Annotated in this window: 24 protein-coding genes and 1 pseudogene; 16 read left to right on the top strand and 9 right to left on the bottom strand. The window is 73.0% G+C overall.

Annotated features, from left to right (window positions below; genetic code table 11):
* Positions 1-33: 33 nt before the first annotated feature.
* The gene (locus AB0M11_RS05120; RefSeq protein WP_365701494.1) at positions 34-1,008 is read right to left on the bottom strand and encodes an alpha/beta hydrolase; all 975 of its coding nucleotides are present in this window, start codon (positions 1,006-1,008) and stop codon (positions 34-36) included.
* 205 nt (positions 1,009-1,213) lie between these two features.
* Positions 1,214-1,771: an NAD(P)H-dependent oxidoreductase gene (locus tag AB0M11_RS05115; RefSeq protein ID WP_365701492.1), complete on the bottom strand. Its 558-nt coding sequence runs from the start codon at positions 1,769-1,771 to the stop codon at positions 1,214-1,216.
* A gap of 104 nt (positions 1,772-1,875) precedes the next feature.
* Here AB0M11_RS05115 and AB0M11_RS05110 point away from each other — a divergent pair, with 104 nt between their 5' ends.
* Complete coding sequence (locus AB0M11_RS05110) at positions 1,876-2,556, top strand: helix-turn-helix domain-containing protein (RefSeq protein ID WP_365701490.1); 681 nt, start codon at positions 1,876-1,878, stop codon at positions 2,554-2,556.
* Here AB0M11_RS05110 and AB0M11_RS05105 read toward each other — a convergent pair.
* Complete coding sequence (locus tag AB0M11_RS05105; RefSeq protein WP_365701701.1) at positions 2,531-3,742, bottom strand: NAD(P)/FAD-dependent oxidoreductase; 1,212 nt, start codon at positions 3,740-3,742, stop codon at positions 2,531-2,533. The two genes, AB0M11_RS05110 and AB0M11_RS05105, sit on opposite strands and share 26 nt — an antisense overlap.
* A 252-nt stretch (positions 3,743-3,994) precedes the next feature.
* On the opposite strand from AB0M11_RS05105, the gene AB0M11_RS05100 reads away from it, so the two are divergent.
* Together AB0M11_RS05100 and AB0M11_RS05095 are read left to right on the top strand one after the other, a co-directional pair.
* On the top strand, positions 3,995-5,041 hold the full coding sequence (locus AB0M11_RS05100) for a LacI family DNA-binding transcriptional regulator (RefSeq protein ID WP_365701487.1): 1,047 nt from the start codon (positions 3,995-3,997) through the stop codon (positions 5,039-5,041).
* Between the two features lie 171 nt (positions 5,042-5,212).
* Positions 5,213-6,649 (top strand): benzaldehyde dehydrogenase, encoded by a 1,437-nt coding sequence (locus AB0M11_RS05095; protein ID WP_365701485.1) that lies wholly within the window; start codon positions 5,213-5,215, stop codon positions 6,647-6,649.
* Between the two features lie 31 nt (positions 6,650-6,680).
* Here the strand turns inward: AB0M11_RS05095 and trxA are convergent, their stop codons facing one another.
* Positions 6,681-7,055, bottom strand: a complete 375-nt coding sequence (gene trxA, locus AB0M11_RS05090; RefSeq protein WP_365701483.1) for a thioredoxin — start codon at positions 7,053-7,055, stop codon at positions 6,681-6,683.
* Between the two features lie 134 nt (positions 7,056-7,189).
* Between trxA and AB0M11_RS05085 the strand changes: the two genes are divergently transcribed.
* Positions 7,190-8,617 (top strand): NAD(P)/FAD-dependent oxidoreductase, encoded by a 1,428-nt coding sequence (locus AB0M11_RS05085; protein WP_365701481.1) that lies wholly within the window; start codon positions 7,190-7,192, stop codon positions 8,615-8,617.
* A gap of 87 nt (positions 8,618-8,704) precedes the next feature.
* Here AB0M11_RS05085 and AB0M11_RS05080 read toward each other — a convergent pair whose 3' ends face one another.
* Positions 8,705-9,358: a peptide deformylase gene (locus tag AB0M11_RS05080; protein ID WP_365701479.1), complete on the bottom strand. Its 654-nt coding sequence runs from the start codon at positions 9,356-9,358 to the stop codon at positions 8,705-8,707.
* Positions 9,359-9,480: 122 nt separating this feature from the next.
* Here AB0M11_RS05080 and AB0M11_RS05075 point away from each other — a divergent pair, with 122 nt between their 5' ends.
* The 4 genes and pseudogenes from AB0M11_RS05075 (at position 9,481) to AB0M11_RS05060 (ending at position 11,784) form a co-directional block, all read left to right on the top strand.
* Entirely contained in the window at positions 9,481-10,893 is a 1,413-nt protein-coding gene (locus tag AB0M11_RS05075; protein ID WP_365701477.1) for a PepSY-associated TM helix domain-containing protein, read from the top strand.
* A gap of 59 nt (positions 10,894-10,952) precedes the next feature.
* Entirely contained in the window at positions 10,953-11,378 is a 426-nt protein-coding gene (locus tag AB0M11_RS05070) for a BlaI/MecI/CopY family transcriptional regulator (protein ID WP_365701475.1), read from the top strand.
* Positions 11,379-11,384: 6 nt separating this feature from the next.
* Positions 11,385-11,609 (top strand): annotated as a pseudogene (locus AB0M11_RS05065) (M56 family peptidase); the annotation flags it as partial.
* Positions 11,610-11,661: 52 nt separating this feature from the next.
* Positions 11,662-11,784 carry a hypothetical protein gene (locus AB0M11_RS05060; RefSeq protein WP_365701722.1) on the top strand — a complete coding sequence of 41 codons (123 nt, stop codon included), beginning with the start codon at positions 11,662-11,664 and terminating at the stop codon, positions 11,782-11,784.
* A 27-nt stretch (positions 11,785-11,811) separates the two neighbouring features.
* Here the strand turns inward: AB0M11_RS05060 and AB0M11_RS05055 are convergent, their stop codons facing one another.
* Positions 11,812-12,105 carry a hypothetical protein gene (locus AB0M11_RS05055; protein WP_365701473.1) on the bottom strand — a complete coding sequence of 98 codons (294 nt, stop codon included), beginning with the start codon at positions 12,103-12,105 and terminating at the stop codon, positions 11,812-11,814.
* 134 nt (positions 12,106-12,239) lie between these two features.
* Between AB0M11_RS05055 and AB0M11_RS05050 the strand changes: the two genes are divergently transcribed.
* Positions 12,240-12,455: a hypothetical protein gene (locus AB0M11_RS05050; protein WP_365701471.1), complete on the top strand. Its 216-nt coding sequence runs from the start codon at positions 12,240-12,242 to the stop codon at positions 12,453-12,455.
* Positions 12,456-12,595: 140 nt separating this feature from the next.
* Positions 12,596-13,453: a chitosanase gene (locus tag AB0M11_RS05045; RefSeq protein ID WP_365701468.1), complete on the top strand. Its 858-nt coding sequence runs from the start codon at positions 12,596-12,598 to the stop codon at positions 13,451-13,453.
* A 72-nt stretch (positions 13,454-13,525) separates the two neighbouring features.
* On the opposite strand, the gene AB0M11_RS05040 is transcribed toward AB0M11_RS05045, so the two are convergent.
* From AB0M11_RS05040 to AB0M11_RS05030, 3 genes are all read right to left on the bottom strand, one after another.
* On the bottom strand, positions 13,526-14,332 hold the full coding sequence (locus AB0M11_RS05040; protein ID WP_365701466.1) for an SAM-dependent methyltransferase: 807 nt from the start codon (positions 14,330-14,332) through the stop codon (positions 13,526-13,528).
* Between the two features lie 36 nt (positions 14,333-14,368).
* Positions 14,369-14,587: a DUF397 domain-containing protein gene (locus AB0M11_RS05035; RefSeq protein WP_365701699.1), complete on the bottom strand. Its 219-nt coding sequence runs from the start codon at positions 14,585-14,587 to the stop codon at positions 14,369-14,371.
* Positions 14,588-14,661: 74 nt separating this feature from the next.
* The gene (locus tag AB0M11_RS05030) at positions 14,662-15,537 is read right to left on the bottom strand and encodes a helix-turn-helix transcriptional regulator (RefSeq protein ID WP_365701464.1); all 876 of its coding nucleotides are present in this window, start codon (positions 15,535-15,537) and stop codon (positions 14,662-14,664) included.
* Positions 15,538-15,797: 260 nt separating this feature from the next.
* Here AB0M11_RS05030 and AB0M11_RS05025 point away from each other — a divergent pair, with 260 nt between their 5' ends.
* From AB0M11_RS05025 to sbnB, 6 genes are all read left to right on the top strand, one after another.
* Positions 15,798-16,238, top strand: a complete 441-nt coding sequence (locus AB0M11_RS05025; RefSeq protein ID WP_365701462.1) for an ATP-binding protein — start codon at positions 15,798-15,800, stop codon at positions 16,236-16,238.
* A gap of 91 nt (positions 16,239-16,329) precedes the next feature.
* Positions 16,330-16,608 carry a hypothetical protein gene (locus AB0M11_RS05020; RefSeq protein WP_365701460.1) on the top strand — a complete coding sequence of 93 codons (279 nt, stop codon included), beginning with the start codon at positions 16,330-16,332 and terminating at the stop codon, positions 16,606-16,608.
* A 709-nt stretch (positions 16,609-17,317) separates the two neighbouring features.
* Entirely contained in the window at positions 17,318-19,891 is a 2,574-nt protein-coding gene (locus tag AB0M11_RS05015; RefSeq protein ID WP_365701458.1) for a Pls/PosA family non-ribosomal peptide synthetase, read from the top strand.
* 13 nt (positions 19,892-19,904) lie between these two features.
* Positions 19,905-23,156, top strand: a complete 3,252-nt coding sequence (locus AB0M11_RS05010) for an amino acid adenylation domain-containing protein (protein WP_365701456.1) — start codon at positions 19,905-19,907, stop codon at positions 23,154-23,156.
* Positions 23,157-23,195: 39 nt separating this feature from the next.
* Complete coding sequence (locus tag AB0M11_RS05005) at positions 23,196-24,200, top strand: TauD/TfdA family dioxygenase (protein WP_365701454.1); 1,005 nt, start codon at positions 23,196-23,198, stop codon at positions 24,198-24,200.
* Positions 24,197-25,267: a 2,3-diaminopropionate biosynthesis protein SbnB gene (sbnB, locus tag AB0M11_RS05000; protein WP_365701452.1), complete on the top strand. Its 1,071-nt coding sequence runs from the start codon at positions 24,197-24,199 to the stop codon at positions 25,265-25,267. Before AB0M11_RS05005 ends, sbnB begins: the two co-directional genes overlap by 4 nt.
* Positions 25,268-25,295 lie beyond the last annotated feature (28 nt).

Genomic DNA, 25,295 nt, shown 5'->3' with positions numbered 1-25,295 from the left:
GCTCATCGGCTCCGCCGTCGACGGCGGCGGTCCTCACCGCGCCAGCAGCCGCCGCAGCCAGTCCAGATGGGCCGCCCGTGCCGACTGGGACAGGGCGGCCTGCGGGGCGAAGCCGTCGAAGCCGTGGAAGCCGCCGGGCCAGACGTGGAGTTCGGCGACGCCGCCGGACTGCCAGATGCGGGAGGCGTAGGTGACGGTCTCGTCGCGGAAGGTCTCGGCGGAGCCGACGTCGAGGAAGGCCGGCGGAAGACCGGTGAGGTCGGTGGCGCGGGCCGGGGCCGCGTAGGGCGACACGTCGGGGCCGCCCCGGCCTTCGCCCAGCAGGGCGGTCCAGCCGGTCTCGTTGGACGTGCGGTCCCAGACGCCGAGGCCCTTCATCTGGTGGCCGGACGGGGTGTCGTTGCGGTCGTCGAGCATCGGGCACAGCAGCATCTGGCCGATCACCGACGGACCCTGACGGTCCCTCAGGAGAAGGGCCAGGGCCGCGGTCAGGCCGCCGCCCGCGCTGGCGCCGGCGATCACGATGCGCTCCGGGTCGCCGCCGAGCTCCTGCGCGTGCTCCGCCGTCCACAGCAGCCCGGCGTACACGTCCTCCACCGGCGCCGGGTGCGGATGCTCGGGCGCCAGCCGGTACTCCACCGACACGACCACCGCGCCCAGCTCCTTCGCCCAGGCCAGCGGGGCGTCCACGCCCACCCGGTTGTTGCCGATCACCATGCCGCCGCCGTGCACGTGGTAGATCACCGGCAGCGGACCGGGGGCGGCCGGGGCGACCGGGCGGCAGATCAGGAGGGAGATCTCCGGCGCGTCCGCCGGACCGGGGACCGTGCGGTCCTCCACCTCGAACGTCCCGCCCATGGTGAGGTCCAGCTCGGCGAGCAGCTGTATCCCCGCGCCCTGCCGGATCGTGTCGATGTCCGCCATCGTGAACGACGGGGAGATCACGTCCTTGATCAGCTCCAGGGCGGCGGAGAGCTCGGGGTCGAACGGGGGCGGTACGGCGGTCATGGCGGCTCCTCGCGGTGGTGCGCTGCGGCTCGTACGCCTATGATCCGCGCGCCCGCCCGCTCCCCGGGGCCGCCGGACGGCGGAAGCTCCCCGCCGTCCGGCGGGTGCCCGCCGGTGAGCGCGGGACGCGAAAGAGGCCGGAGCTGGGCTCCGGCCCCTTTCACGGCGTGGCTCGGGCGGCCACGCCCACCGTCGAGGGGGTGCCTCAGGCGGCCACGGCCACGTTGCCGTGCAGGCGGGCGACGACCTCGGTCAGCTGGGCGGCGACCTCGGCGTCGTCGGCCGGGTGGGTCTCGGCGAAGCGGGTCACCGAGCCGGGGATCGACAGCTTGATGTCCTCGATCACCTTGCCGCCGGCGATGCCCACGGCCTTGCGGGCCTCGTCCTGCGCCCACACGCCGCCGAACTGGCCGAACGCGGTGCCGACGACGGCGACCGGCTTGCCGCCGAAGGCACCGGCGCCGTACGGGCGGGACAGCCAGTCGATGGCGTTCTTCAGGACGGCCGGGATGGTGCCGTTGTACTCGGGGGAGAAGAGCAGGAAGGCGTCGGCGGCCTGGGCGGCCTCGCGCAGCTTCGCGGCGGCGGCCGGGACGTTGCCCTCCACGTCGATGTCCTCGTTGTAGAAGGGGATGTCGGCCAGGCCCTCGAAGACCTCGACCACGGCACCCTCGGGGGCGAGCTTGACGGCCGCCTCGGCGAGCTGGCGGTTGTGCGAACCGGCGCGGAGGCTGCCGACGAGCGCAAGGATGCGGACAGACATGGGAATCTCCAGGGGGGTGCTGAAACACTGCCGTAACGAATCCGGACCGAGGTCCGGTTTAATTTCTAACATCCTAAACGGACCCCGGTCCAGTTCTGTTCCGGATGCTTTACGCTGTCTTCATGTCCAGCGTCCTGCCGCCCCTCCCGCAGCCCCAGGAGCCCATCGACACCCCCCAGTTGCTAGAGGTCGGGCCCGCTCCCGACGAGCCGTGCCTGCGTGCCGACGCGGCCCGCAACCGCGCTCGGCTGCTGGAGGCCGCCGCCCGGCTGATCGCCGAGCACGGGGTGGCCGGTGTGACCATGGAGGCGGTGGCCACGGCGGCGGAGGTGGGCAAGGGCACGGTCTTCCGCCGCTTCGGCGACCGCACCGGGCTGCTGATGGCGCTGCTCGACCACTCCTCGCGGCAGCTCCAGGCCGACTTCCTCGGCGGCCCTCCGCCGCTGGGCCCCGGCGCCCCGCCGGTCGAGCGGCTCCGGGCGTTCGGCGTCGCGGTGCTCTACCGCTCGGCGGAGCAGCTGGACCTCCAGCTGGCCGCCCAGCCCGAGCCCACCCGGCGCTATGCCAATCCGCCGATCCAGGCGCTGCGCACGCACGTCACGATGCTGCTGCGGCAGATCCAGCCGGACGCCGACTGCGAACTGCTCGCCCAGACGCTGCTCGCGTACCTCGACCCCGCGCAGATCCACCATCTGACCCGGCAGTGCGGGATGCCGCTGGAGCGCCTGGAAGCCGGCTGGACCGACCTGGTCGACCGCGTCACGCGGACGGCGCCGCCGCGCTGACGTCCGCCGCGCCGGCGCCCGGCCCGCCGGGGTTCGGCTCGCCGGGGTTCGGCTCGCCGCCGGTGAACATGTCGACCAGTCCCCGGGGCGTGTCGGCGCTGAACAGCATGGCGCCGCTGCGTGCGGAGTCCGCCGCGGACCGCTCGGCCCGCGCGAACATCTTCTCCTCGTAGGCGGCCAAGGCCGCCTCGGTGTCCCCCGGGTGCGCGACGAGCGCGAGGCCGAGGTCGGCTCCGTCGATCAGCGCCAGGTTGGCGCCCTCGCCGGCGAACGGCGACATCAGGTGTGCCGCGTCGCCGAGCAGCGTGACCCCGGGCACCCGGTCCCAGCGGTGGCCGGCCGGCAGGGCGTGGATCCGCCGTGGCACCAGCGTGCCCTCCGCGTCCGCGACCAGCCCCCGCAGGCTCTTGTCCCAGCCGCCGAAGTGATCGAGGACGGCCCGCTTGGCCGTCTCGGTGTCGGTGAAGTCGATCCCGTCCAGCCACTCCTCGGCCGCCTCGACCGCCGCGTACACGTGCAGGCCGCCGTCGCTCTCCCGGTGGGCGAGGAAGCCCCGGCCCGCGCCGAGCGCGAAGAGCATGCCCCCGCCGACCACTTCGGCGCTCACCGGATGGCGCGCGTCCGCGTCCGGCAGGTCCGCCTCCACGAACGAGATCCCGGTGTACGCGGGCCGCGCGTCCGAGACCAGCGGGCGCACCCGGGACCAGGCGCCGTCCGCGCCGACCAGCAGATCGGTGGTGAAGGCGCCGCCGTCAGCGAGGGTCACCCGGTGCCGGCCGGCACCGACCGGGCTTGCTCCGGTGACCTTCGCGCCCCAGTGGATCACGCCCTCGGGCAGGGAGTCGAGCAGCAGCCGGCGCAGATCGCCCCGGTCGATCTCCGGCCGCCCGCCGGCCCCGTCGTCCGGCAGGTCCAGCAGGACCCGCGCGTCCTTGTCCAGCACCCGCGTCGCCTGGCCGCCCGGGTGGACCTGCGCCAGGAACGCGTCGAACAGCCCGGCCGCGCGCAGCGCCGGCTGGCCGGAGTCGTCGTGGATGTCGAGCATGCCGCCCTGGGTGCGGGCCGCGGGGGAGGCGTCCAGGTCGAAGACGGCCGCCGCGACGCCGTGCACGCGCAGCACCCGGGCGAGCGTGAGCCCGCCGAGGCCGGCACCGACGATCGCGACGGGGTGATGGGGAGTGGACATGGCGAGCTCCTTGGTCATGGGATCGGAGGTGACGGTGTGCTCGATGCCGTTGCGCGGGCGGGCGTGGTCCGGCATCTGGTCTTGACTGTAACGAACGCGTTCGGTGCGAACAAGTTCGTAACGAACATGTTCGTCACGCCGACGAGCGTATGGGAGGCATCGACGTGTGGGGTGCCGGTGCGGCGGCGCCCAACTTGTCTAACCCTCAACCACCTTGCCCCGCCGCTCCCCCCGGGCGGCGTCTCTGCCAAGATGCCGTACGTCATGGTGCAGATCCCGAAACCGCCCTCGGCAGCGTCGCCGGTGCCCCGGTCGGTCCCCACGAGCGCCGATGTGGCCCGCCTGGCGGGCGTCTCCCGCGCGACCGTCTCCTATGTCCTCAACAACACCAGTGCCGTAAGGATCAGCGAGCCCACCCGCCGCCGGGTCCACCAGGCGGCGAAGGAACTCGGGTACGTCCCCCACGCGGCCGCCCGCAGCCTGCGTGCCGGGCACAGCCGGATGGTGCTGATGCCCGCACCGGCCATCGCGGTGGGCCCGCTGTACGCACAGTTCATCAACGACCTCCAGTGGGCCCTCAGCCGCCTCGACTACACGGTCGTCCAGTACGGCACCGCGGGCCTCCGCGGCGACGAAGCCGCCCGAGCCTGGGCCGAGTTGAGGCCGGTCGCCGTGCTGGTCCCGGACGCCGAGGTCGGTCCCGAGGGGGTCGCGGTGCTCAAGCGGGCCGGCGCCCGCGCGGTGGTCACCTTCGGACCCGGACGCGTCGCGGGCGCGCACGCCCTGCTGATGGACCACGCCGCCGTCGGCCGCTGCGCCGGACGTCATCTGTACGCCCGCGGCCGGCGCCGGATCGGCGTGCTCGTCCCCGAGGAGGCCGACCTGGAGACCTTCTCCCGGCCCCGCCTCGAAGGCGTGCGCGAGGCCCTGCGCGGCACCGACGCCGAGGTGACCGGGCTGCCGCTCGGCTACACCGAACAGTCCGCTGCCGAACTCGCCTCCCGCTGGCGGGAGTTGGGGATCGACGCGGTGTTCGCGTACAACGACGAGTACGCGATGCTGTTCATGCGCGCCCTCCAGGACGCGGGTGTGCGCATCCCCGAGGACACGGCGGTGCTGGGCGCCGACGACCTGATGCTGGGCAGGCTGCTGCGGCCGCGGCTCTCCACGATCCACATCGACCTGCCCTCCGGCCGCGGCCTCGCCGAGCTGGTGGACCGCGTGGTGCGCGATCCCGGCGGCGAGCCGGAGACGCACCGGGTGCTCGGCGCCTCGGTGGTCCAGCGCGACTCCAGTTGACGAGTCACCCTGGTCGGGGGCGGTGCTTTTCCGGGCCTATGGGGGGAGCGTGCCGGGCGTCGCGACGGGGCGAATGTTGCCTGTCGGGGCACTAGGATGTTGCGCGGTCAACCAAACGGCTCATGGGAGCGCCGTGGGCCGCGCAACCAGGTGATCGATCGGAGAGTCGTCATGCCGTTGCTCGACCCGAAGACCTGGCAGGCAAGCGCCCTGTCCGGGGCACCCTGCGACGTCACCGAGCCCGCCACCGGCGACACGCTCGGCACGGTCACCCTGGCCGCCCCCGCGGACGTCTCCCCGGCCGCCACGGCCGCCCGCGCCGCACACCGCGACTGGGCCCGCGCCCCGCACTTCGTCCGCGCCCAGGTCCTGCGCAGGGCAGGCGACCTGTTCACCGAGCACGCCGGTGAACTGCGCGAGTGGATCGTCCGTGAGTCCGGTTCCATACCCGGCAAGGCGGACTTCGAACTGCACGTGGCCGCCCAGGAGTGCTACGAGGCCGCCGCCCTCGCCTCCCGTCCGGCCGGCCAGGTGCTGCCCAGCGAGGCGCCCCGGCTGTCGTACACCCGCCGGGTGCCGGTCGGTGTCGTCGGGGTGATCTCGCCGTTCAACGCGCCGCTCATCCTGTCCATCCGCTCGGTCGCGCCCGCCCTCGCCCTGGGCAACGGGGTCGTGCTGAAGCCCGATCCGCGGACCGCGGTCTGCGGTGGGCTCGCGCTGGCCGCGGTGTTCGCGGAGGCCGGGCTGCCGGAGGGGCTGCTGCACGTGCTGCCCGGCGGGGCCGACGTCGGCGCGGCGCTGGTCGAGGACCCGCTGGCGCCGGTCATCTCCTTCACCGGTTCCACGGCGGCCGGCCGCGCCGTCGGGGCGACCGCGGGCCGCCACCTCAAGCGCGCCCACCTCGAACTCGGCGGCAACTCCGCACTGATCGTCCTGGAGGACGCCGACCTGGACGCGGTGATCTCCACGGCCGCCTGGGGATCCTTCTTCCACCAGGGCCAGATCTGCATGACCACCGGACGGCACCTGGTGCACGCCTCACTCGCCGAGGAGTACGCCGAACGTCTCGCGGCCAAGGCCGACTCGCTCGCCGTCGGCGACCCGCACCGCGCCCAGGTCCACCTCGGCCCGGTCATCGACGCCGGCCAGCTCGCCAAGATCCACGGACTCGTGCAGGCGAGCACCGCCCAGGGCGCCCGGCTCGCCGCCGGCGGCACCTACGAGGACCTCTTCTACCGGCCGACGGTCCTGACCGGCGTCGACGACCGCACACCCGCCTACGCCGAGGAGGTCTTCGGACCGGTCGCGCCCGTCCGCTCCTTCACCGACGTCGACGAGGCCGCGGCGCTCGCCGCCGACAGCAGCTACGGCCTCTCCCTCGGCATCGTCACCCGGGACGCGGCACGCGGCCTGGACCTCGCCGAGCGCATCCCGACCGGCATCGTCCACATCAACGACCAGACCGTGAACGACGAGGCCGTGGCGCCCTTCGGCGGGGTCGCCGCCTCCGGCACCGGTGCGCGGTTCGGCGGCGAGTCCAACCTGGAGGCGTTCACGGACGTGCGGTGGACGACCGTGCGCGGGGACGTGGCGCCGTACCCCTTCTGACCGGGGACCGCCGCACCCCTTCCGACCGGGACTACTGCGCGTCGCCCTGCTGCGCGGCGATGCTCTTGCGGACCTCGTCCATGTCCAGCTTGCGGGCCTGGCCGATGACGTCCGTCAGGGCGGCCTCCGGCAGGGCGCCCGGCTGGGCGAAGACGGCGACCTGGTCCCGGACGATCATCAGGGTCGGGATCGACTGGATGCCGAAGGCCTGGGCAAGCTCCGGCTGGGCCTCGGTGTCCACCTTGCCGAACACCAGGTCGGGGTTGTCCTGCGCGGCCTTCTCGTAGACGGGGGCGAACATCCGGCACGGGCCGCACCAGGACGCCCAGAAGTCGATGAGGACGAACTCGTTCTCGGTGACCGTCTGGTCGAAGTTCTCCTTGGTGAGCTCCACGGTGCTGCTCATGCGTGCTTCCCTCTTCCTGACGTGGGGGGGCGCCCCGGGGCGGGGCGGGCCGTCCGCACAACATGCCCGACCCGGCAGGTATTCCGGCCCTTACCCGTGTGGCCCTGGCCCACACCACCAGGAAGACTGGCCCCATGACGGAAACGGAATCCATCGCTTACGACGTCGTGGTGCTCGGTGCCGGCCCCGTGGGGGAGAACGTCGCCGGCCGCACACGTGCGGCCGGTCTCACCACCGCGGTCGTGGAGAGCGAACTCGTCGGCGGCGAATGCTCGTACTGGGCCTGCATGCCCAGCAAGGCGCTGCTGCGCCCGGTCATCGCCCAGGCCGACGCCCGCCGCCTGCCCGGCCTCGCCCAGGCGGTCCAGGGTCCCCTCGACACCCCGGCGGTGCTGGCCCGCCGCGACTCCTTCACCTCGCACTGGAAGGACGACGGCCAGGTCGCCTGGCTGGACGGCATCGGCGCCGACCTGTACCGCGGCCACGGCCGCCTCGCCGGGCCCCGCACGGTCACCGTGACCGGCCCGGACGGCACCCTCACCACGCTCACCGCCCGGCACGCGGTGGCCGTCGCCACCGGCACCCGGGCCCAGCTGCCCGACCTGCCCGGCCTCGCCGAGGTGAAGCCCTGGACCAGCCGCGAGGCCACCAGCGCCCAGCAGGCGCCCGGCAGCCTGATCGTCGTCGGCGGCGGTGTCGTCGCCACCGAGATGGCGACCGCCTGGCAGGCCCTCGGCTCCCGGGTCACCCTGCTGGTCCGCGGCAAGGGGCTGCTCAACCGCATGGAGCCGTTCGCCGGCGAACTCGTCGCCGACGCGCTCAAGGAGGCCGGCGTCGACGTGCGCACCGGCACGTCCGTCCGGTCGGTGACCCGGGAGAACGGCACGGTCGTGGCGGTGACCGACAACGGCGACCGCATCGAGGCCGACGAGATCCTCTACGCCACCGGGCGCGCCCCGCGGACCGACGACATCGGCCTCGACACGGTCGGGCTGGAGCCGGGGTCGTGGCTGTCCGTCGACGACACGCTGCTGGTCGAGGGCACGGACTGGCTCTACGCCGTCGGGGACGTCAACCACCGGGCGCTCCTCACCCACCAGGGCAAGTACCAGGCCCGGATCGCGGGCGACACCATCGCCGCCCGCGCCGCGGACACGCCCCTCCTGGACGGCCCCTGGGGCGCGCACGCGGCCACCGCCGACCACCACGCCGTGCCGCAGGTCGTCTTCACCGACCCGGAGGCGGCTGCCGTCGGGCTCTCCTTCGCGGAGGCCGAGCAGGCCGGCTACCGGGTGCGGGCCGTCGACGTGGAGTTCTCCTCCGTGGCCGGGGCGGGGCTGTACGCCGACGGGTACAAGGGGCGGGCCCGGATGGTCGTGGACCTGGAGGAGGAGATCCTGCGCGGGGTCACCTTCGTGGGGCCGGGGGTGGGCGAGCTGATCCACTCGGCGACGATCGCCGTGGCGGGGGAGGTGCCGGTCAGCCGGCTGTGGCACGCGGTGGCGTCCTACCCGACGCTGAGCGAGGTGTGGCTGCGGCTGCTGGAGGCGTACCGCGGGTAGGCCGAAGGGGGGGCGGTCCCGGGCGTCGTTCGTCTGCGGGCCGGTGGTGGCTGGTCGCGCAGTTCCCCGCGCCCCTTGCCGGGTGCTTCAAGGGTGGTCGGGGAGGGGGAAGCCCAGTTGGGCGGCGGCTGTGTCGGGGGTGGGGTGGGTCCAGCGTGCGGCCATCGCCTCGGTCGACGACAGTGAGCGAAGCTCCGCCCTGTCCAGGTAGAGCATGCCGTCGAGGTGGTCGGTCTCGTGCTGGACGATGCGGGCCGGCCACCCCGTGAACACCTCGTCGAGCGGATGGCCGTCCTCGTCGGCGCCGGTCAGCCGGACGCTCGCGTGCCGGGCCACCACCGCCTGCCAGCCCGGCACGCTCAGGCAGCCCTCGAAGAAGGCGGCGCGGGCGGTGCCGACGGGCTGGTAGACCGGGTTGACCAGCACCCGGAACGGCTGCGGGACCCTGCCTCGGGCCACCGCGATCTCCTCCGGCACGGGGGCCGGGTCCTCGATCACGGCGATGCGGAGCGGAACGCCGACCTGGGGCGCGGCCAGGCCCACGCCCGGGGCCGCGTGCATGGTGACGCGCAGTGCCTCGACGAACCGGGCCAGCAGGGCGGGTGCCAACTGGCCGTCGTACGGCTCGGTTCCGCGCCGCAGGACCGGGTCACCGGCCGCGACGATGGGCAACGGCCCGCCGGGGGCGAGGAGTTCCTCGATCCGCTCGGCAAGAGGCGTGCGATCACTGGGAGATGCCATCGGGCCAGCATGCCATGGCCGGGCATGTGATGCAGGTCACTTCGGGTGGGGGGAACTCGGTCCGGTCGCGCCCCGACTACTGGACCGTCCCCACTCCGCACCAGTCCCCGGAGAAGCCCACGATGTCCGTCGCCCCCTCGACCCCCAGGGGCGAGGTCCCGCAGCCCACCGTCCCGGCCCCGTCCCCGAGCCGCTGGGCACCGCTGCGCCCCCTCGTCCTGCGCCTGCACTTCTACGCCGGCGTCCTGGTCGCCCCCTTCCTGCTCGTCGCCGCCGCCACCGGTCTGCTGTACGCCTTCTCCTTCCAGGCCGAGAAGCTGGTGTACGCCCATGAGCTGACCGTCCCGGTGGGCAGGGCGAAGCTGCCGGTCTCCGAGCAGGTCGCCGCCGCCCGCGCGGCCCATCCCGAGGGCACCGTCTCCGCGATACGTCCCTCGCCCGAGGCGGACGCGACCACCAGGGTGCTGCTGACGGGGGTCAAGGGGGTGAACCCGGACCACACCCTCGCCGTCTTCGTCGACCCTTACACCGGCACGGTGCGCGGCGCTCTCGAACAGTACGGTTCGACCGGCGCGCTGCCGCTGCGCACCTGGATCGACGAACTCCACCGCGACCTGCACCTCGGCGAGCCCGGCCGGCTCTACAGTGAGTTCGCGGCGAGCTGGCTGTGGGTGATCACGGGCGGCGGTCTGGTGCTGTGGTTCGCCCGGCGGCGGGCCCTGCGCGGGGTGCGCGGCACCAGCGGGCGACGGCGCACCCTGGGCCTGCACGGCACCGTCGGCGTCTGGGCCGCCGCCGGTTTCCTCTTCCTCTCGGCGACCGGCCTGACCTGGTCCACGTACGCCGGTGCCTCCATCGACGACCTGCGCACCTCCCTGGGCCAGGCCACCCCGGCCGTCTCCGCGGCGGCGAGCGGCGGCGAGCACACGGGGCACGGTACGGCGGCCGGCACCGGCGGCGACGCCGAGCACGGTGTCGGCCTGGACAAGGTGCTCGCCGCCGCCCGTGCCGAAGGGCTGGGCGACCCCGTCGAGATCGTCCCGCCCGCCGAGGCGAACAGCGCCTACGTGGTGAGGCAGATCCGGCGCAGCTGGCCCGAGAAACAGGACGCCGTGGCCGTGGACCCCGGCACCGGCGAGGTCACCGACGTCCTGCGCTTCGCCGACCATCCGGTCCTCGCCAAGCTCACCCGCTGGGGGATCGACCTGCACACCGGCATCCTCTTCGGGCTCGTCAACCAGGTCGCCCTGGCCCTGCTCGCGATCGCCCTGATCCTGCTGATCCTGTGGGGCTACCGCATGTGGTGGCAGCGCGGCCGCGGCTCCGCCTTCGGCCGGCCGATCCCGCGCGGGGCCTGGGCCCAGGTCCCGCCCTACCTCCTCGTCCCGGCGATGGCGGTGATCGCGGTGCTCGGTTACTTCGTGCCGCTGCTCGGGATCCCGCTGGCCGCCTTCCTCGCCGTGGACATCGTGCTCGGTGAGCTGGCGCACCGTCGCGGGCGGCGGACCTACGGGGGCGGCGCCGGCGTGAAGTAGCGTGGTCGGACACGCCGACACGCGTGTCACCGCACGCGAGGCCGGAGGGAGAGCGGACCATGGCGCGGGCCCGACGGGGGCAGGGGGAGCTGGAGGGCCAGGTGCTGGGCGCGCTGCGCGAGGCCGGCGGCCCCGTCACCGCCGCCTGGGTGCAGGAGCGGCTCGGCGGCGACCTCGCGTACACCACCGTCGTGACCATCCTGACCCGACTGCTCGCCAAGGACGTCGTCGCCCGGGAGCGGCAGGGCCGCTCCTTCCTGTGGGCGCCCACAGCCGACGAGGCCCGGCTCGCCGCCCTGCGGATGCGCCGGCTGCTGGACGGCGAGCGGGACCGCGAGGCGGTGCTCGCCAGCTTCGTGACCGCGCTGCCGCCCGGTGACGAGCAGGTGCTGCGGGCCCTGCTGGCGGCCGCGGGGCCGGGCGGGACGAACATCCGGAACGCCGGCCCCGCCGGCCCCGCCGACCACGGCGGTACGGAAGACTGAGCGTCCATGGGGGTGTTCGTCTTCCTGCCCTGGTGCTGCCGCTGACCGCGTGGCCCGTCGGCCGAGAGGCGGCTGCATCCGCGCGCCGCGACCCGGCTGCTCACCGCGATGGCCGTGGTCATGGCCGGGCGCAGCACGCTCTGCCTGGCCCTGCTGATGGTGGTCGGCACCGCCCAGCTCCCCGGCAATCCCCTCCCGGACGGCTGGTCCGACCCCGAGGTGCGGGCCGCGCCGGGTCGCCGCGCTGCTCGGTCCCGCTCCGGTGGTCCGCGGCCGGCCCGCCGTGTTCACCACGGTCGGCCTCGCCCTCTGGGGCGACGCGGCGGGCACCCTCGCGTCGGCGATGTCCTCGGCGAACTCGGCGGTCACCCTGTTCCTGATCCTGCGCGCGACCGCGTCGCTGTGACACCGCCCGCCGGGCGGCGCGCCGCCGTCAGGCCCCGGCGGCGGGCCCCGTGAAGCGGCCGTTCGAGGCGGTGCCGCGCGGCCGGCCGGCCCGCGGGCCACGGCGGCGGTGGACCGCGCCGCCGGTCAGGACGGCCACGCCCAGGCAGAAGATCAGGGCCAGCGCGAGACCGGCGCAGAAGATCGCCAGCGGGCTCAGCGTGGCGATGTGGTGATCGAGCACGGACACGGTGTACCCGGGTCCGCCGGACAGGTTGCCGGCGATCGCCAGGGCGGTGAAGGCGACCGTCGCCGCGAGCAGAAGCAGTCCAAGGAACAGCATCCTGGTCATCTCCTCGGTCCAGGGTCCCGCCTGGCCGAGTACCTGCCCTGCGGCGGCTTACACGGCACCCCGGCCGCCCCGGCGCGGGTCCGGTCCGCCGCATGATCCGCGCTGCTCGGGGGCATGCGGTCACTATGGAAGGCGCGCCTGTGATCGTGCAGCCGCCGGGCCCCGACGGAGGCCGGCGGGTCACCATCCGCGGGGAGTACGTCGGCATCGCGTACCACCTGCTCGACATCGTCGAGTTCCTGCGCCGCGCGGGCCTGCCCGAGGCCAGTACGACAGTCGACGACCCCGAGCTGATCGAGTGGCGCGGCATGGGCCCGAAGGCCTGGACGGCCACCGGCTGACCCGCGTCGGCCGGAGCGGACCCCAGCGGCGGACTTGTTCGACCCTACGAACTTTCTGCGTGACGGGTACACACCAGCGGAGTCTACTGATAGGAAACCTTCCTATCGATGACCGACCGCAACCCCCCACTGGAGTCCCTGTGCGGAACCCCGACGACACCACCCCGGCCAACCCCGTCCTGACCTCCCGCCGCACGCTGCTCGCCCTGCTCGGCGCGTCCGCCGTCGGCGCCGGCGCCGTGCTGCTGCGCCCCGGGCACGCCTCGGCGGCCGCGACGGCCGCGAGCTGTGCGGGCCTCGACGATCCGGCGAAGAAGGAGATCGCCATGAAGCTGGTGTCGAGCGCGGAGAACTCCTCGCTCGACTGGAAGGCGCAGTACAAGTACATCGAGGACATCGGCGACGGCCGCGGCTACACCGCCGGCATCATCGGCTTCTGCTCCGGCACCGGCGACATGCTCGACCTCGTCCAGCTCTACACCGACCGCAAGCCCGGCAACGTGCTCGCCAAGTACCTGCCCGCGCTGCGCCGGGTCAACGGCACCGACTCGCACAGCGGCCTCGACCCGAACTACCCCGCCGACTGGCGCAGGGCCGCCCAGGACACCGTCTTCCAGCAGGCCCAGAACGACGAGCGCGACCGGGTGTACTTCAACCCGGCCGTCCAGCAGGGCAAGACGGACAAGCTGGGCACGCTCGGCCAGTTCGCCTACTACGACGCCATCGTCATGCACGGTGACGGCGACGACGCCACCAGCTTCCGCAACATCCGCAAGCGTGCCCTCAACAAGGCGAAGCCGCCGGCCCAGGGCGGCGACGAGACGACGTACCTCAACGCCTTCCTGGACGCCCGCGTCTGGGCCATGAAGCAGGAGGAGGCGCACAGCGACACCACGAGGGTCGACACCGAGCAGCGGGTCTTCCTGAAGAAGGGCAACCTCTGCCTGAACACCCCGCTGGACTGGAAGGTGTACGGCGACAGCTACCACATCGGCTGACACCCCCGGGCTGTCGTACCGCGCCCCCACGCGGCACGACAGCCCGGAGGCGGATCCCCCCTCGCAGTGGCCCTACGGCTTGATGCCCACCCCGGTCCACAGGCTGACCTCCGCGTCGGTGGCGGTCGGCTCGGCGTCCGGGCGCCAGCGGTGGCCGACGGCCACGCCGGGGTCGAGCAGGTCCAGCCCGTCGAAGAACCGCGCCACGTCCGCCCGGGAGCGGAACTGCACCGGCGTGCCGGCGCTGCGGTAGATGTCGGTGACCTTCTGCCAGGTGTCCGGGTCGAAGTCGGGCGTGCAGTGGCTCAGCGCGAGCGCGCTGCCGGAGGGGAGCACGTCCAGCAGCCGGCTCACTATGCCGTACGGGTCCTGCGCGTCCGTCACGAAGTGCATCAGGGCGTTGAGGGACAGCGCCACCGGCCGGCCGAGGTCCAGCACCTCGGCCAGTTCGGGGGCGTCGAGCAGCGTCTGCGGGTCGTTGACGTCCGCCTCGATGTAGGTGGTGCGGCCCTCCGTCGTGCTGCGCATCAGCCGCTCGGCGTACTTGAGCACCAGCGGGTCGTTGTCGGCGTACACCACCCGGGCCTCGGGAACCACGGACTGGGCGACCTGGTGCAGGTTCGGCTCGGTGGGGATGCCGGTGCCGATGTCGAGCCACTGCCGGATGCCGTGCTCGCGGGCGAGCACGCGGGTGGCCCGGTGCATGAAGGCACGGTTCTCCCGCGCGCACACGAAGATGCCGGGGTAGGCCGACGCCACGCTCTCGGCCGCCTGCTTGTCGACCTCGAAGTGGTCCTTGCCGCCGAGGTAGTAGTCGTACATGCGGGCGGAGTGGGGCCTGCTGGTGTCGATGTCCCGCGTGGCGGGCGAGTTGGTCATCGTGAACCTTTCAGAGGGGGGTGCGTGGGGGAGAGGTCAACCGGTGGTCAGATGGTCGGCGAGGCCCCGTTTGACCCCCGCGACGAACGCGGTGATCTCCTCCGGGGTGTAGATGAGCGCGGGGCCGGCCGGATCCGTCGACTGGCGCAGCGCGATCCTGCCGTCGGCGAGCTGCTTCGTCTGCACGCACTGACCGCCGTTGGGTCCGCTCCAGGGCGACTCCCAGCCCTGCTCGCCCAGGTCCGATGCGGGCATGCCGTTGTAGACGTCGTGGAGGCTGCCGTCGAAGGAGGCGTCGAAGGTGGTGTCGAAGGAGGTGTCGAAGGTGGTCATGAGTACTCCTTGCGCATGTGGTTCAGGAGCGCCCTGCTCTGCGCGTCGGAGGTGAGCAGGGACATGCGGTTGTGCGCCTCCAGATGGGCGACGACGTCGGAGCGCTGGTCGAGGTACATGGCGCCGGAGAGGATCTCCGTGTAGACGACGTCCGGCAGCTCGGGCTCCGCGAACCGGAAGTAGGTGAACGGGGCGCACGCGCCCACATGGGCACCGGCGGTGAACGGGACGACGTCGACGCTGACGTGCGCCAGCTCCGATACCTCCAGCAGCCGTTCGATCTGCTCCCGCATCACCTCGGGCCCGCCGACCACCCGGTGCAGGACGGCCTCCTCCATCACCACCCACAGCGTCGGCGCGTCGGAGCGCTCCAGCAGGGCCTGGCGGCGCAGCCGCAGGTTCACCCGCCGCTCCAGGTCCGCGTCGCTGTCGTTCGGGAAACCGCCGCTGAGCACGGACCGCGCGTACGCGCGGGTCTGCAGCAGTCCCGTGGCATAGTGCGGCTCGTACGTGCGCAGGGTGGTCGCGCCGGTCTCCAGGCTCACATAGGCGCTGAACCAGCTGGGCAGCACGTCGCGGTAGGTGTGCCACCAGCCCGGTTCGTTGGCCCGCTCCGCGAAGGCGACGAACTCGTCCCGCTCCTGCTGGTCGGCGCCGTAGGTCTCCAGCAGCTTCTCGACGTAGAGCGGCTTGAGCGTGACCTCGGCCTTCTCCAGCCGGCGGATGGTCAGGGGGGTGACCCGAAGCGCCCGCGCCGCGTCCTCCAGTGACACGCCCGCTCCCTGGCGCCGGTCCTGGAGCCTGCGGCCCAGGATCATGCGGAGAACGGTGGGCGCACTGGTGCCGCCCGCGTTCGAACGTCCTTCGCTCACGCCCTACCTCCTGAGGGACTGTCACTTGAACGAGTGTGACAGGCACTTGCTGCAGCGACCAGTCCGATACCGGCAATCTGAAATTATCAGGGAGTCGGTTGCAGCATGAACTCGCCTGCGCGCATGATTACTTGAGTAACCCCGCGGCCACGATCACGGGCGATGTCCCGCCTGCCGTACGGCCGTTGCTCCACCGTGCCTGCTCAGCTCCGCCGCTCCGCCCGCTCCTCGTCGTGCCCGCCTTACGGAAGGCAGCCATCGTGTCCCCCCACGCGACCTCCCCCCGCGACCTGTTAGACGTTGCCGCGCCCGACCAGGCGCACTGGATCGAGCTGCCCTCGCACCGCTCCAGCGTCAGAGTCGCCCGCCGCTCCGTGAGAGCCCGGCTCGGCGAGTGGGGACTCTCCCGCGAGCTGTGCGAGGACGCGGTGCTGCTCGTGTCGGAGCTGGCCACCAACGCCGTCATCCACACGCTGAGCGTGCGGATCCTGTGCGGCATGGGGCTGGTCGCCGACGGATGCCTGCGGCTCGAGGTCCACGACCACGACTACTCCGGGCGCGACCTGCCCCGGCGCCGGCCGGGACCCGACGACGAGGGCGGCCGCGGACTGCTGCTGGTCGAGCAGCTCGCCGACTCCTGGGGGGTCGACCGGTCGAGGCTGACCAGCGGCCACGCGGTGTGGGCGATGCTGACGGCCTGACGCGAGGTGCCCTGGGGGAGGGTAACGGGGCCTCGCAGAGGCCGAGTTGCCGATTTTCACCGGAGCGCGGTGGCTGCATATGATCTTGGTCGTGACTGTGCAGAACTCTGACAAAACACCTTCGCGCAAGCAGCGACTCCAGGAGAAGCAGCGCCGCCAGCTGGCGGTGGTCGACATGGTGGACAAGGCCGAGGTCAAGGTCCGCAAGGCGGAAGCCGAGCTGGCGGTGGCCGTCGCCGAGGCGGTACAGGTCTTCGGCGACGAGCGCGCGGCCTCCGAGGGGCTCGACATGCCCGTGGAGGCCGTGCGCCGCTTCGTCGGCATCGCGGCCCACGAGACCGCCGCGGCGGCGACCGGCGGCGACGACTGACTCGCCCCGTCAACCCGCGCCCCCGCGCCGGCCGGTGAACACTCCCGCCGACGCGGGGTGTGGTCCCTCGCGGGGGTGTGGTCTCTGGCGGGGTGTGGTCTCTGGCGGGGCGCGGTCCCTCGCGGGGTGTGGTCCCTCGCGGGGTGTGGCCCCGCGCAGCGCTGCCGGGCGGTATGCGGTGACGCGTCTTCTGGCCGGCCGCCCGGTGAAGCCGTCCCGCGGCCGCTGGCGAAGGCCGCCGGGCGGCGGGGACCGGCCCCGCCGGACACACCAGACACACGTGAGCGGGGCCGTGGGGGTCACCGCGCGAGTTCGTCCGGGCGGGGCGGAGCGTTCCGTCACGAGGCGGGGGCGGCGTAGGTCATGAGCCCGCGGCGCCTTCGGCAGGTGTCCGTCGGTCCTGACCCGTCGGCGCCGGCGTGAGGTGGCCGGCGGGGAGTGCGCCCCGGGGGGAGCCGGGAAGGCCCGGCGGACCCTGAGGGGGGCGGCCGGGACGGGCGGGGCGCCGTCGGGGGACCGGGCGGGGGGCCGCCGTTCGGGTGATTCGCGGGGTGCCCGGCCCGGCGCGAAACCAAGGGAATGCGGGCCTGACGGCTCATGACGGGCACTCGGCCGAGCCCCGGGGACAAGTGGCAGGTCGCGCTCTTATCCGGACAAACTGAATCCGCCGGTTCGTGATCAGGAACATCCACGTTCTCCAGGAGATCGCATGGTGGAGCAGTCCTCCGAGGTCGTGTCGGAGCCGGATGAACCTGCCGTCGCCCTGACCGGCACCCGCCCCAGGGGGGCGGAGACCGAGCGGCGGCTCGCACAGGCGCTGGCCGACCTCCTCGATACCGAGAACGTGCCGGTCGACGGCCACTTCTTCGCCGACCTCGGCGCCAACTCCCTGGTCATGGCCCAGTTCTGCGCGCGAATACGCAAGGCGGCCGATCTGCCCTCGCCGTCCATGCGCGACATCTACCGGCATCCCACGATCCAGAGCCTGGTCGCGGCCCTCGAAGAGACCGCGCCCGCCGCTGAGACGCACGCCACGCAGCCGCCCGCGCCGACCCCGACGCCGGCCCCCCGCGGGAACAGCCGAAGCCATCTGCTCTGCGGGGCCTTCCAGTTGCTGGCCTTCCTCGGCTACTCCCTGGTCTCCGGCTACGTCACCGCCGCGGGATACGAGTGGATCGCCGCCGGCCGGGGACTGACGGACGTCTACCTGCGGTCGCTGCTCTTCGGAGGTGCCGCGTTCGTGGCGCTGTGCGCCTTCCCCGTCGTCGCGAAATGGCTGCTCGTCGGGCGCTGGCGGCCCCGTGAGTTCCCCGTCTGGGGCCTGACCTACCTGCGCTTCTGGCTCGTCAAGGTGCTGCTGCACGCGAACCCGATGGTCTTCCTGACCGGGACCCCGCTGTACGTGCTGTACCTGCGGGCCCTCGGCGCACGCATCGGCAAGGGCGTCACGATCCTCTCCCACTCCGTCCCCGTCTGCACCGACCTGCTGACGATCGGCGCCGGCACGGTGATCCGCAAGGACTCCTTCTTCCTCTGCTACCGGGCGCACGCCGGACAGATCCAGACCGGCCGCGTCACGATCGGCGCCGGCGCCTACGTCGGCGAGAAGACCGTCCTGGACATCGACACCTCCCTCGGCCACGGTGCCCAGCTCGGCCACTCCTCCGCCCTGCACCGAGGTCAGGCGGTCCCCGACGGCGAACACTGGCACGGCTCCCCGGCCGAACCCACCCGGACCGAGTACGTCCGGGTCCCCCCGGCGCGCTGCGGCACCCTGCGCCGTACCTGGTTCGGCCTCGGCACCCTGCTCCAGCTGATCCTCCTGTCCATCCCGCTGCTGGTCGGCGGAATCTACATGCTGTTCACCGAGGTACCGGCGATCGGCAAGCGACTCGACCCGACGACGGCCGCCCTCGGCTGGTCGCAGCTGCTCCCCGACGCGCTGCTGCTATCCCTCGTGCTGTTCTTCGGGTTCGTCGTCCTGGGCCTGGCGGCCCTGTGCACCCTGCCGCGCCTGCTGGGCCTCGTGGTCAGGCCCGACAGGGTCTATCCGCTCTACGGCCTGCACTACGCGCTGCACCGCGTCACGGTCCGCCTGACGAACATCCGGTTCTTCGCCTGGCTGTTCGGCGACAGCTCCTACATCGTGGGCTACCTCCGCGGCATCGGGTACGACCTGTCCCAGGTGGAGCAGACCGGGTCGAACTTCGGCACCGAGGTGCAGCACGAGACACCGCTGCTGGTCACCGTCGGCAGCGGGACGATGGTGGCCGACGGCCTCTCCGTCCTCAACGCCGACTTCTCCAGCACGTCCTTCCGGCTCTCCCGGACCTCGATCGGCGCGCACAACTTCCTGGGCAACAACATCGCCTATCCGGCCGGCGGCAGGACCGGCGAGAACTGCCTGCTCGCGACCAAGGTGATGGTCCCCCTCGACGGCGAGGTCCGGGAAGGCGTCGGGCTGCTCGGCTCACCGTGCTTCGAGATCCCCCGTTCGGTGGACCGCGACGCCCGCTTCGACCACCTCCGGACCGGCGAGACGTTCCAGCGCCGGCTGGCCGCGAAGAACCGCTACAACCTCCGCTCGATGGTGCTCATGCTGGGCGTGCGCTGGCTGCACACCTTCGCGCTCACCCTCTTCGGGCTCGCCTCCGTGGACCTGTACGGCCTGGTCGGACACGTGGTGATCGCCGCCTACCTGGCGCTCACCCTCGCCTTCTCCACCGCCTACTTCATCCTGGTGGAGCGCTGCCTCGCCGGGTTCCGCGCGCTGCGCCCCCGGCTGTGCTCCATCTACGACCCGTACTTCTGGTGGCACGAACGCCTGTGGAAGGTGCCCGACCACTTCCTCGAGATCTTCAACGGAACCCCGTTCAAGAGCCTGGTCTGGCGGCTGCTGGGCGTGCGCATCGGCCGCCGGGTGTTCGACGACGGCTGCTACCTGACCGAGCGGACCCTCGGCACCATCGGCGACGACTGCACCCTCAACGTCGGCAGCAAGATCCAGTGCCACTCGCAGGAGGACGGCACCTTCAAGTCCGACGTCACCACTCTCGGCCGGGGCTGCACCCTGGGCGTCGGCGCCCATGTGCACTACGGCGTGACCGTGGGCGACGGCTCCGAGCTGGCGCCCGACTCCTTCCTCATGAAGGGCGAGGAAGTCCCCCCGCACGCCCGCTGGGGCGGCAACCCCGCGGTGGACATGCCCGACCGCGACAGCCGGTCCACCGGCGTCGGCCGGATCACCCCAGCAGCCGGCGCCGCCACGGCGAGCGTGAGTTGAGGAAGGCCATTCGATGGGAACGCGCGTGGAGACCGACCGGGAGTTCTGGACCCGGACACTGACCGCAGGCGGTGCCACCGCCGTGCCCCGCTGGGTCACCGAACCGGTGCCGGGAACGGCCGGTCACGAGACACCGGTGCCCGACGACGTGACGCGGGCGGTGCGGCAACTCGCCGGCCGGCTGGGCCTGTCGGTCGGCACGGTGCTGCTGGCCGCCCACCTCAAGGTGCTGGCCGCGCTCTCCGGCGAGCCGGAGGTGGTCACGGGCCACACCCCCGACGGGGGCGGCGAGCCGCTGCCGTGCCGGGTGCCCGTCCCGTCGGGGAGCTGGACCGCCCTGCTCACGGCCGCCGGGCGCGCCGAGGCGGAGCTGCTGGCGCACCGCGACCATCCGGTGGCCGGCCTGCGGCGCGAACTCGGCCTGACCGAACCGCCGTACGACGTGGTCTGGGGTCCCCTGCGGGCCGACGGACCCGGCACCGACGAGGGCGTCCTGCAGGTGCGCTGGTCCGACCGGGACGGCCGGCTGACCCTGCGCCTGCGGTACCGCACCGACTGGCTGGACGCCGGGGCCGCCGCCCGCGTCGGCGGCTACCACCTGGCCGCACTGCGGCTGATGACGGCGGATCCGGACGCCGACCACGGCCGGCAGAGTCTGCTGTCCGCCGAGGAACAGCGGGCGCAGCTGGAGGACCTGGCGGGGCCGCACCGCCCGCTGCCGGACGCCCGCGCGCACGAACTGTTCGAACAGCGGGTGCGGGAGCATCCGCGGGCGGTGGCGGCCGTGCACGGCGCCCGGGAGTGGACCTACGACGAACTCAACCGGCGCGCCAACCGGCTGGCGCGGGCCCTGCTGGCCAGGGGCCTGGGCCGGGAGGACGTGGTCGCCGTCGTCACCGAACGCACCCTCGACTGGCTGGCGGCGGTGCTGGCGGTGTTCAAGGCGGGCGGCGTGTACCTGCCGATCGAACCGCACTTCCCGGCCGGCCGCATCGAGGCCACCCTGGCCCGCGCCGGATGCCGGCTGGCCCTGACCGAACCCGGCAGCACGGACACCCTCGACCAGGCGCTGGCCGCCCTGCCGGACGTCGAGAAGCTCCCGTTCGACACGGCGTACGCCGAACCGCACCCCGACGACGACCCCGGCATCGGTGTCGACCCCGGCCAACTCGCCTACATCTACTTCACCTCCGGCTCCACCGGCGAGCCCAAGGGGGCGATGTGCGAGCACGCGGGCCTGCTCAACCACCTCCACGCCAAGATCGACGACTTGTCGATCGGCGAGGGGACCGTGGTGGCGCAGACCGCGCCGCAGTGCTTCGACATCTCCCTGTGGCAGCTCGTCGCGCCGCTGCTGGTGGGCGGCCGGACCCTGCTGGTCGAGCAGGACGTGATCACGGACGTGGCACGGTTCACCGACACCCTGGAGCGCGCCCGGGTCGGCGTCGCCCAGCTCGTGCCGTCGTACCTGGAGGTCGTCGTCTCCTACCTGGAGCAGCACCCGCGCACCCTTCCGGACCTCCGGTGCGTGTCGGTGACCGGCGAGGCGCTGAAGCGGGAGCTGGTCCAGCGCTGGTTCGCCGTCCAGCCCGGCGTCGGCCTGCTCAACGCCTACGGTCTGACCGAGACGTCGGACGACACCAACCACGAACTGCTGCGGGAGGTGCCCGAGCGGGTGCTGCTCGGCCGGGCCGTGGGCAACGTCCGCGTCCTCGTCGTCGACGAGCACCTGGCGCTGGTACCGCTGGGCGCCCCCGGACTGATCGCCTTCTCCGGCGTCTGCGTGGGCCGCGGGTACGTCAACGATCCCGAGCGCACCCGGGAGGCGTACCGCACCGACCCGTACCGCCCCGGTGAGCGGCTCTACCTGGGCGGCGACTGGGGGCGCTGGCACCCCGGCGGCAAGCTGGAGTTCCTCGGCCGCCGGGACAGCCAGGTCAAGATCCGCGGGTTCCGGATCGAGATCGGCGAGATCGAGAACTGCCTGCTGCGGGTGCCCGGCGTCCGGGACGGCGCGGTGGTCGTCGCCGAGCGGTCCGGCGGCGGCAAGCAGCTCATCGCCTTCTACTCCGGCAGCCGGCAGCGCCCCGAGGACCTGCGCGAGGCGCTCGGCGCGGCGCTGCCCGCCTACATGGTCCCCGCGGCCTTCCACTGGCAGGACGGACTGCCGCTGACCGCCAACGGCAAGATCGACAAGAAGGCGCTGACCCGGCTGGCCGAGACCGCGCCCACCGGCGACGCCCGCCGTCCGGACACGGACCTGCTCAGCCCGACGGAGCGCAGACTGGCCGCCGTCTGGGCCGACCTGCTCGGGGTGCCCGAGGAACGGATCGGCCGCGGCGACCACTTCTTCGACTCCGGCGGCACCTCCCTGACCGCGGTCAGGCTCAGCCTCGCCCTCGACCGCGCGGTGTCCCTGAAGGACATCACCCGGCACCCGGTCCTCGCCGACCTGGCCGCCCTCCTCGACGGCCCGGCCCCGCACCGCCCCGAGCTGCTGCTGACGCTGGCGGACGGCACCGGACCGGCCGACCGCGCCCTGGTCTGCTTCCCGTACGCGGGCGGCAACGCGGTGAACTACCAGCCGCTGGCGAGCGCGCTGGCGGGCAGCTCACTCGCGGTCCTCGCCGTGGAACCGCCCGGCCACAACCTGGCCGCGCCTCCCGAGCCGTTCGCGTCCGTCGAGGAGGTGGCCGAACAGGCCGTCGCCGAGATCACGGCACGCGGACTGACCCGGGTCCTGCTGTGGGGCCACTCCTCGGGAGCCGCCCTCGCCGTCGAGACCGCGCGCAGGCTCCAGCAGCGGGGCGTCCACACGGAGCGGCTCTTCCTCGGCGCCCAACTGCTCGGCACCGCCGCCGAACGGCACGCCCGGATCGCCGAACTGGCGGGCCTGAGCGACACCGAGATCGCGGCCCGCCTGACCGCGGACGGCGGTCACCCCGAACTCGCGGAGCTGACCCCCCGGCACGCCGCGCACCTGGCCGCCTCCTACCGGCACGACTGCGTCGCGGCCCACCGCTACTTCGCCGCGGCCCTCCAGTCCCCGCCGCCCGGCAGGCTGTCCGCCCCCGTCTCGGTGGTCGTCGCCGCCGACGACCCGCACACCGCCGGACACGCCCGGCGGCACCGGGACTGGCTGCTCCTGGCCGACCGCGTCGAACTGCACGAACTCGTCGACGGCGGCCACCACTTCCTGCGCACCCGCCCCGCCGAGACCGCGCAGGCCGTCCTGACCACCGTCCTCCCGCTCGCCTCCTCCTGACCCGTCACACCCCAGGCGGTCGACCGAAAGGAACCCGAGATGCCGTTCTCCTCCCTGGCATCACCGCTCGACGTGCGGCTGAGCCCGGACAAGCCGGCCCTGCTGCGCGTCGATCCCCCCGACGACCCGCCGAAGTGGGCGGCCCAGCACCGCGAGGCACTGCGCGCGCAGGTCACCGAACACGGCGCCCTCCTCGTCCGCGGCCTCGGCCTGAGCGACCCCGACCAGGTGGGTGCCGTCTTCCGGCAGCTGGCCGGCGAACTCATGACGGAGCGGGAGGCCTTCGCCCCCCGCGAGACGCACCGCCCCGGGGTGTACGCGTCCACGCCCTGGCCCGCCAACCAGCCCATGTGCATGCACCACGAGCTGAGTTACCCGCTCCAGGTGCCCGGCCTGATGCTGTTCGCCTGTCTCACCGCGCCCGAACGCAGCGGCGCGACGGCGGTCGCCGACGCCGAGGAGGTGCTGCGCGCACTGCCCGCCGGACTCGTCGAACGGTTCGAACGCGAGGGCTGGATGCTGACCCGCACCTACAACGACGAGATCGGCGCCAGCCTCACCGAGTCCTTCGGCACCGCCGACCGGGCCGAGATCGAGCGCTACTGCCGGGCCAACGCCATCGACTTCACCTGGCAGCCCGACGGCACCCTGCGCACCGAACAGCGTCGCAACGCCGTCGTCCGGCACCCGGTCACCGGCCGGCGCTGCTGGTTCAACCAGATCGCCTTCCTCAACGAGTGGACGCTCTCCCCCGAGGTGCGGGAGTACCTGGTGGACGTCTACGGAGCCGACGGGCTGCCCTTCAACACCCGCCACGGCGACGGCACCCCGATCGCCGAGGACGTCGTCCAGCTGATCAACAGCACCTACGAGGCACACACCCGGCGCGAGCCCTGGCAGCCGGGTGACCTGCTGCTGGTGGACAACATCCGCACCGCGCACAGCCGGGAGGCGTTCACCGGAGAACGGCAGGTGCTCGTCGGCCTGGGCGACCCCGTCCGGCCGGCCGAGGACTGCCCGGCACTGGAGGCGAGCGAACGATGACCGATGTACTGTCGTCGGCCGCCCGCGCGGCCGCGTCCGGGCGCAGAGCCGCCCCGACCTTCGCGGTGGTCACGGGGGAGCGGGTCAGGCGGGCCCTGAGCGGGCGCGAGAAGGAGGTCGTGGAGCTGATCGAGTCCGTCTACCGGCTGCACGACGCCGGGGACTCGGTCAACCCGCCGTCGTACTTCCTGCGCTTCGCCGACCGGCCGACCTCGCGGATCATCGCGCTGCCGGCCTCCCTCGGCGGTACCGTCCAGGTGGACGGCCTGAAGTGGATCTCCAGCTTCCCGGAGAACGTGACCGCCGGGCTGCCGCGGGCCTCCGCGGTGCTGGTCCTCAACGACCACGACACGGGCTACCCGTTCGCCTGCCTGGAGAGCTCCATCATCAGCGCCACCAGGACCGCGGCCTCCGCCGCCCTGGCCGCCGACTGGCTCAGCCGCGGCCGCACCCGCCCCGCCCGGGTCGGGTTCTTCGGCACCGGCCTGATCGCCCGCTACATCCACACCTTCCTGGCCGGCACCGGCTGGGACTTCGACGAGATCGGCGTGCACGACCTGTCCGCCGACAGCGCCGGCGGGTTCCGCGGCTACCTGGAACGGACCGGCACCGGCGCCCGGATCACCGTCCACGAACGCGCCGAGGACCTGGTCCGCGGCAGCGACCTCGTGGTCTTCGCCACCATCGCCGGCCGGCCCCATGTCACGGACCCGGCCTGGTTCACCCACAACCCGCTGGTCCTGCACGTCTCCCTGCGCGATCTCGCCCCCGAGATCCTGCTGGGCGCGGCCAACTTCGTCGACGACGTCGACCACTGCCTGCAGGCCGACACCTCCCCCCATCTGGTCGAACAGCTCACCGGGAGCCGGGACTTCCTGAACGGAACCCTCGGCGACGTCATGTGCGGACGGGCCGCCCCGCCGGCCGACCGCCCGGTGGTCTTCTCGCCCTTCGGACTCGGCGTCCTCGACCTCGCCGTCGGCAAGTACGTCTACGACGAGGTGTCCCGGGCCGGGGACCTCTGTCTCATCGATGACTTCTTCCACGAACTGCGCCGCTACGGCTGAGGCCGTCGTCCTCGGCCCGGCACCAGGA

It is taken from the genome of Streptomyces sp. NPDC051987 (assembly GCF_040680735.1).
Taxonomy (GTDB): domain Bacteria; phylum Actinomycetota; class Actinomycetes; order Streptomycetales; family Streptomycetaceae; genus Streptomyces.
This window is presented reverse-complemented; position numbering and strand designations above follow the sequence as displayed.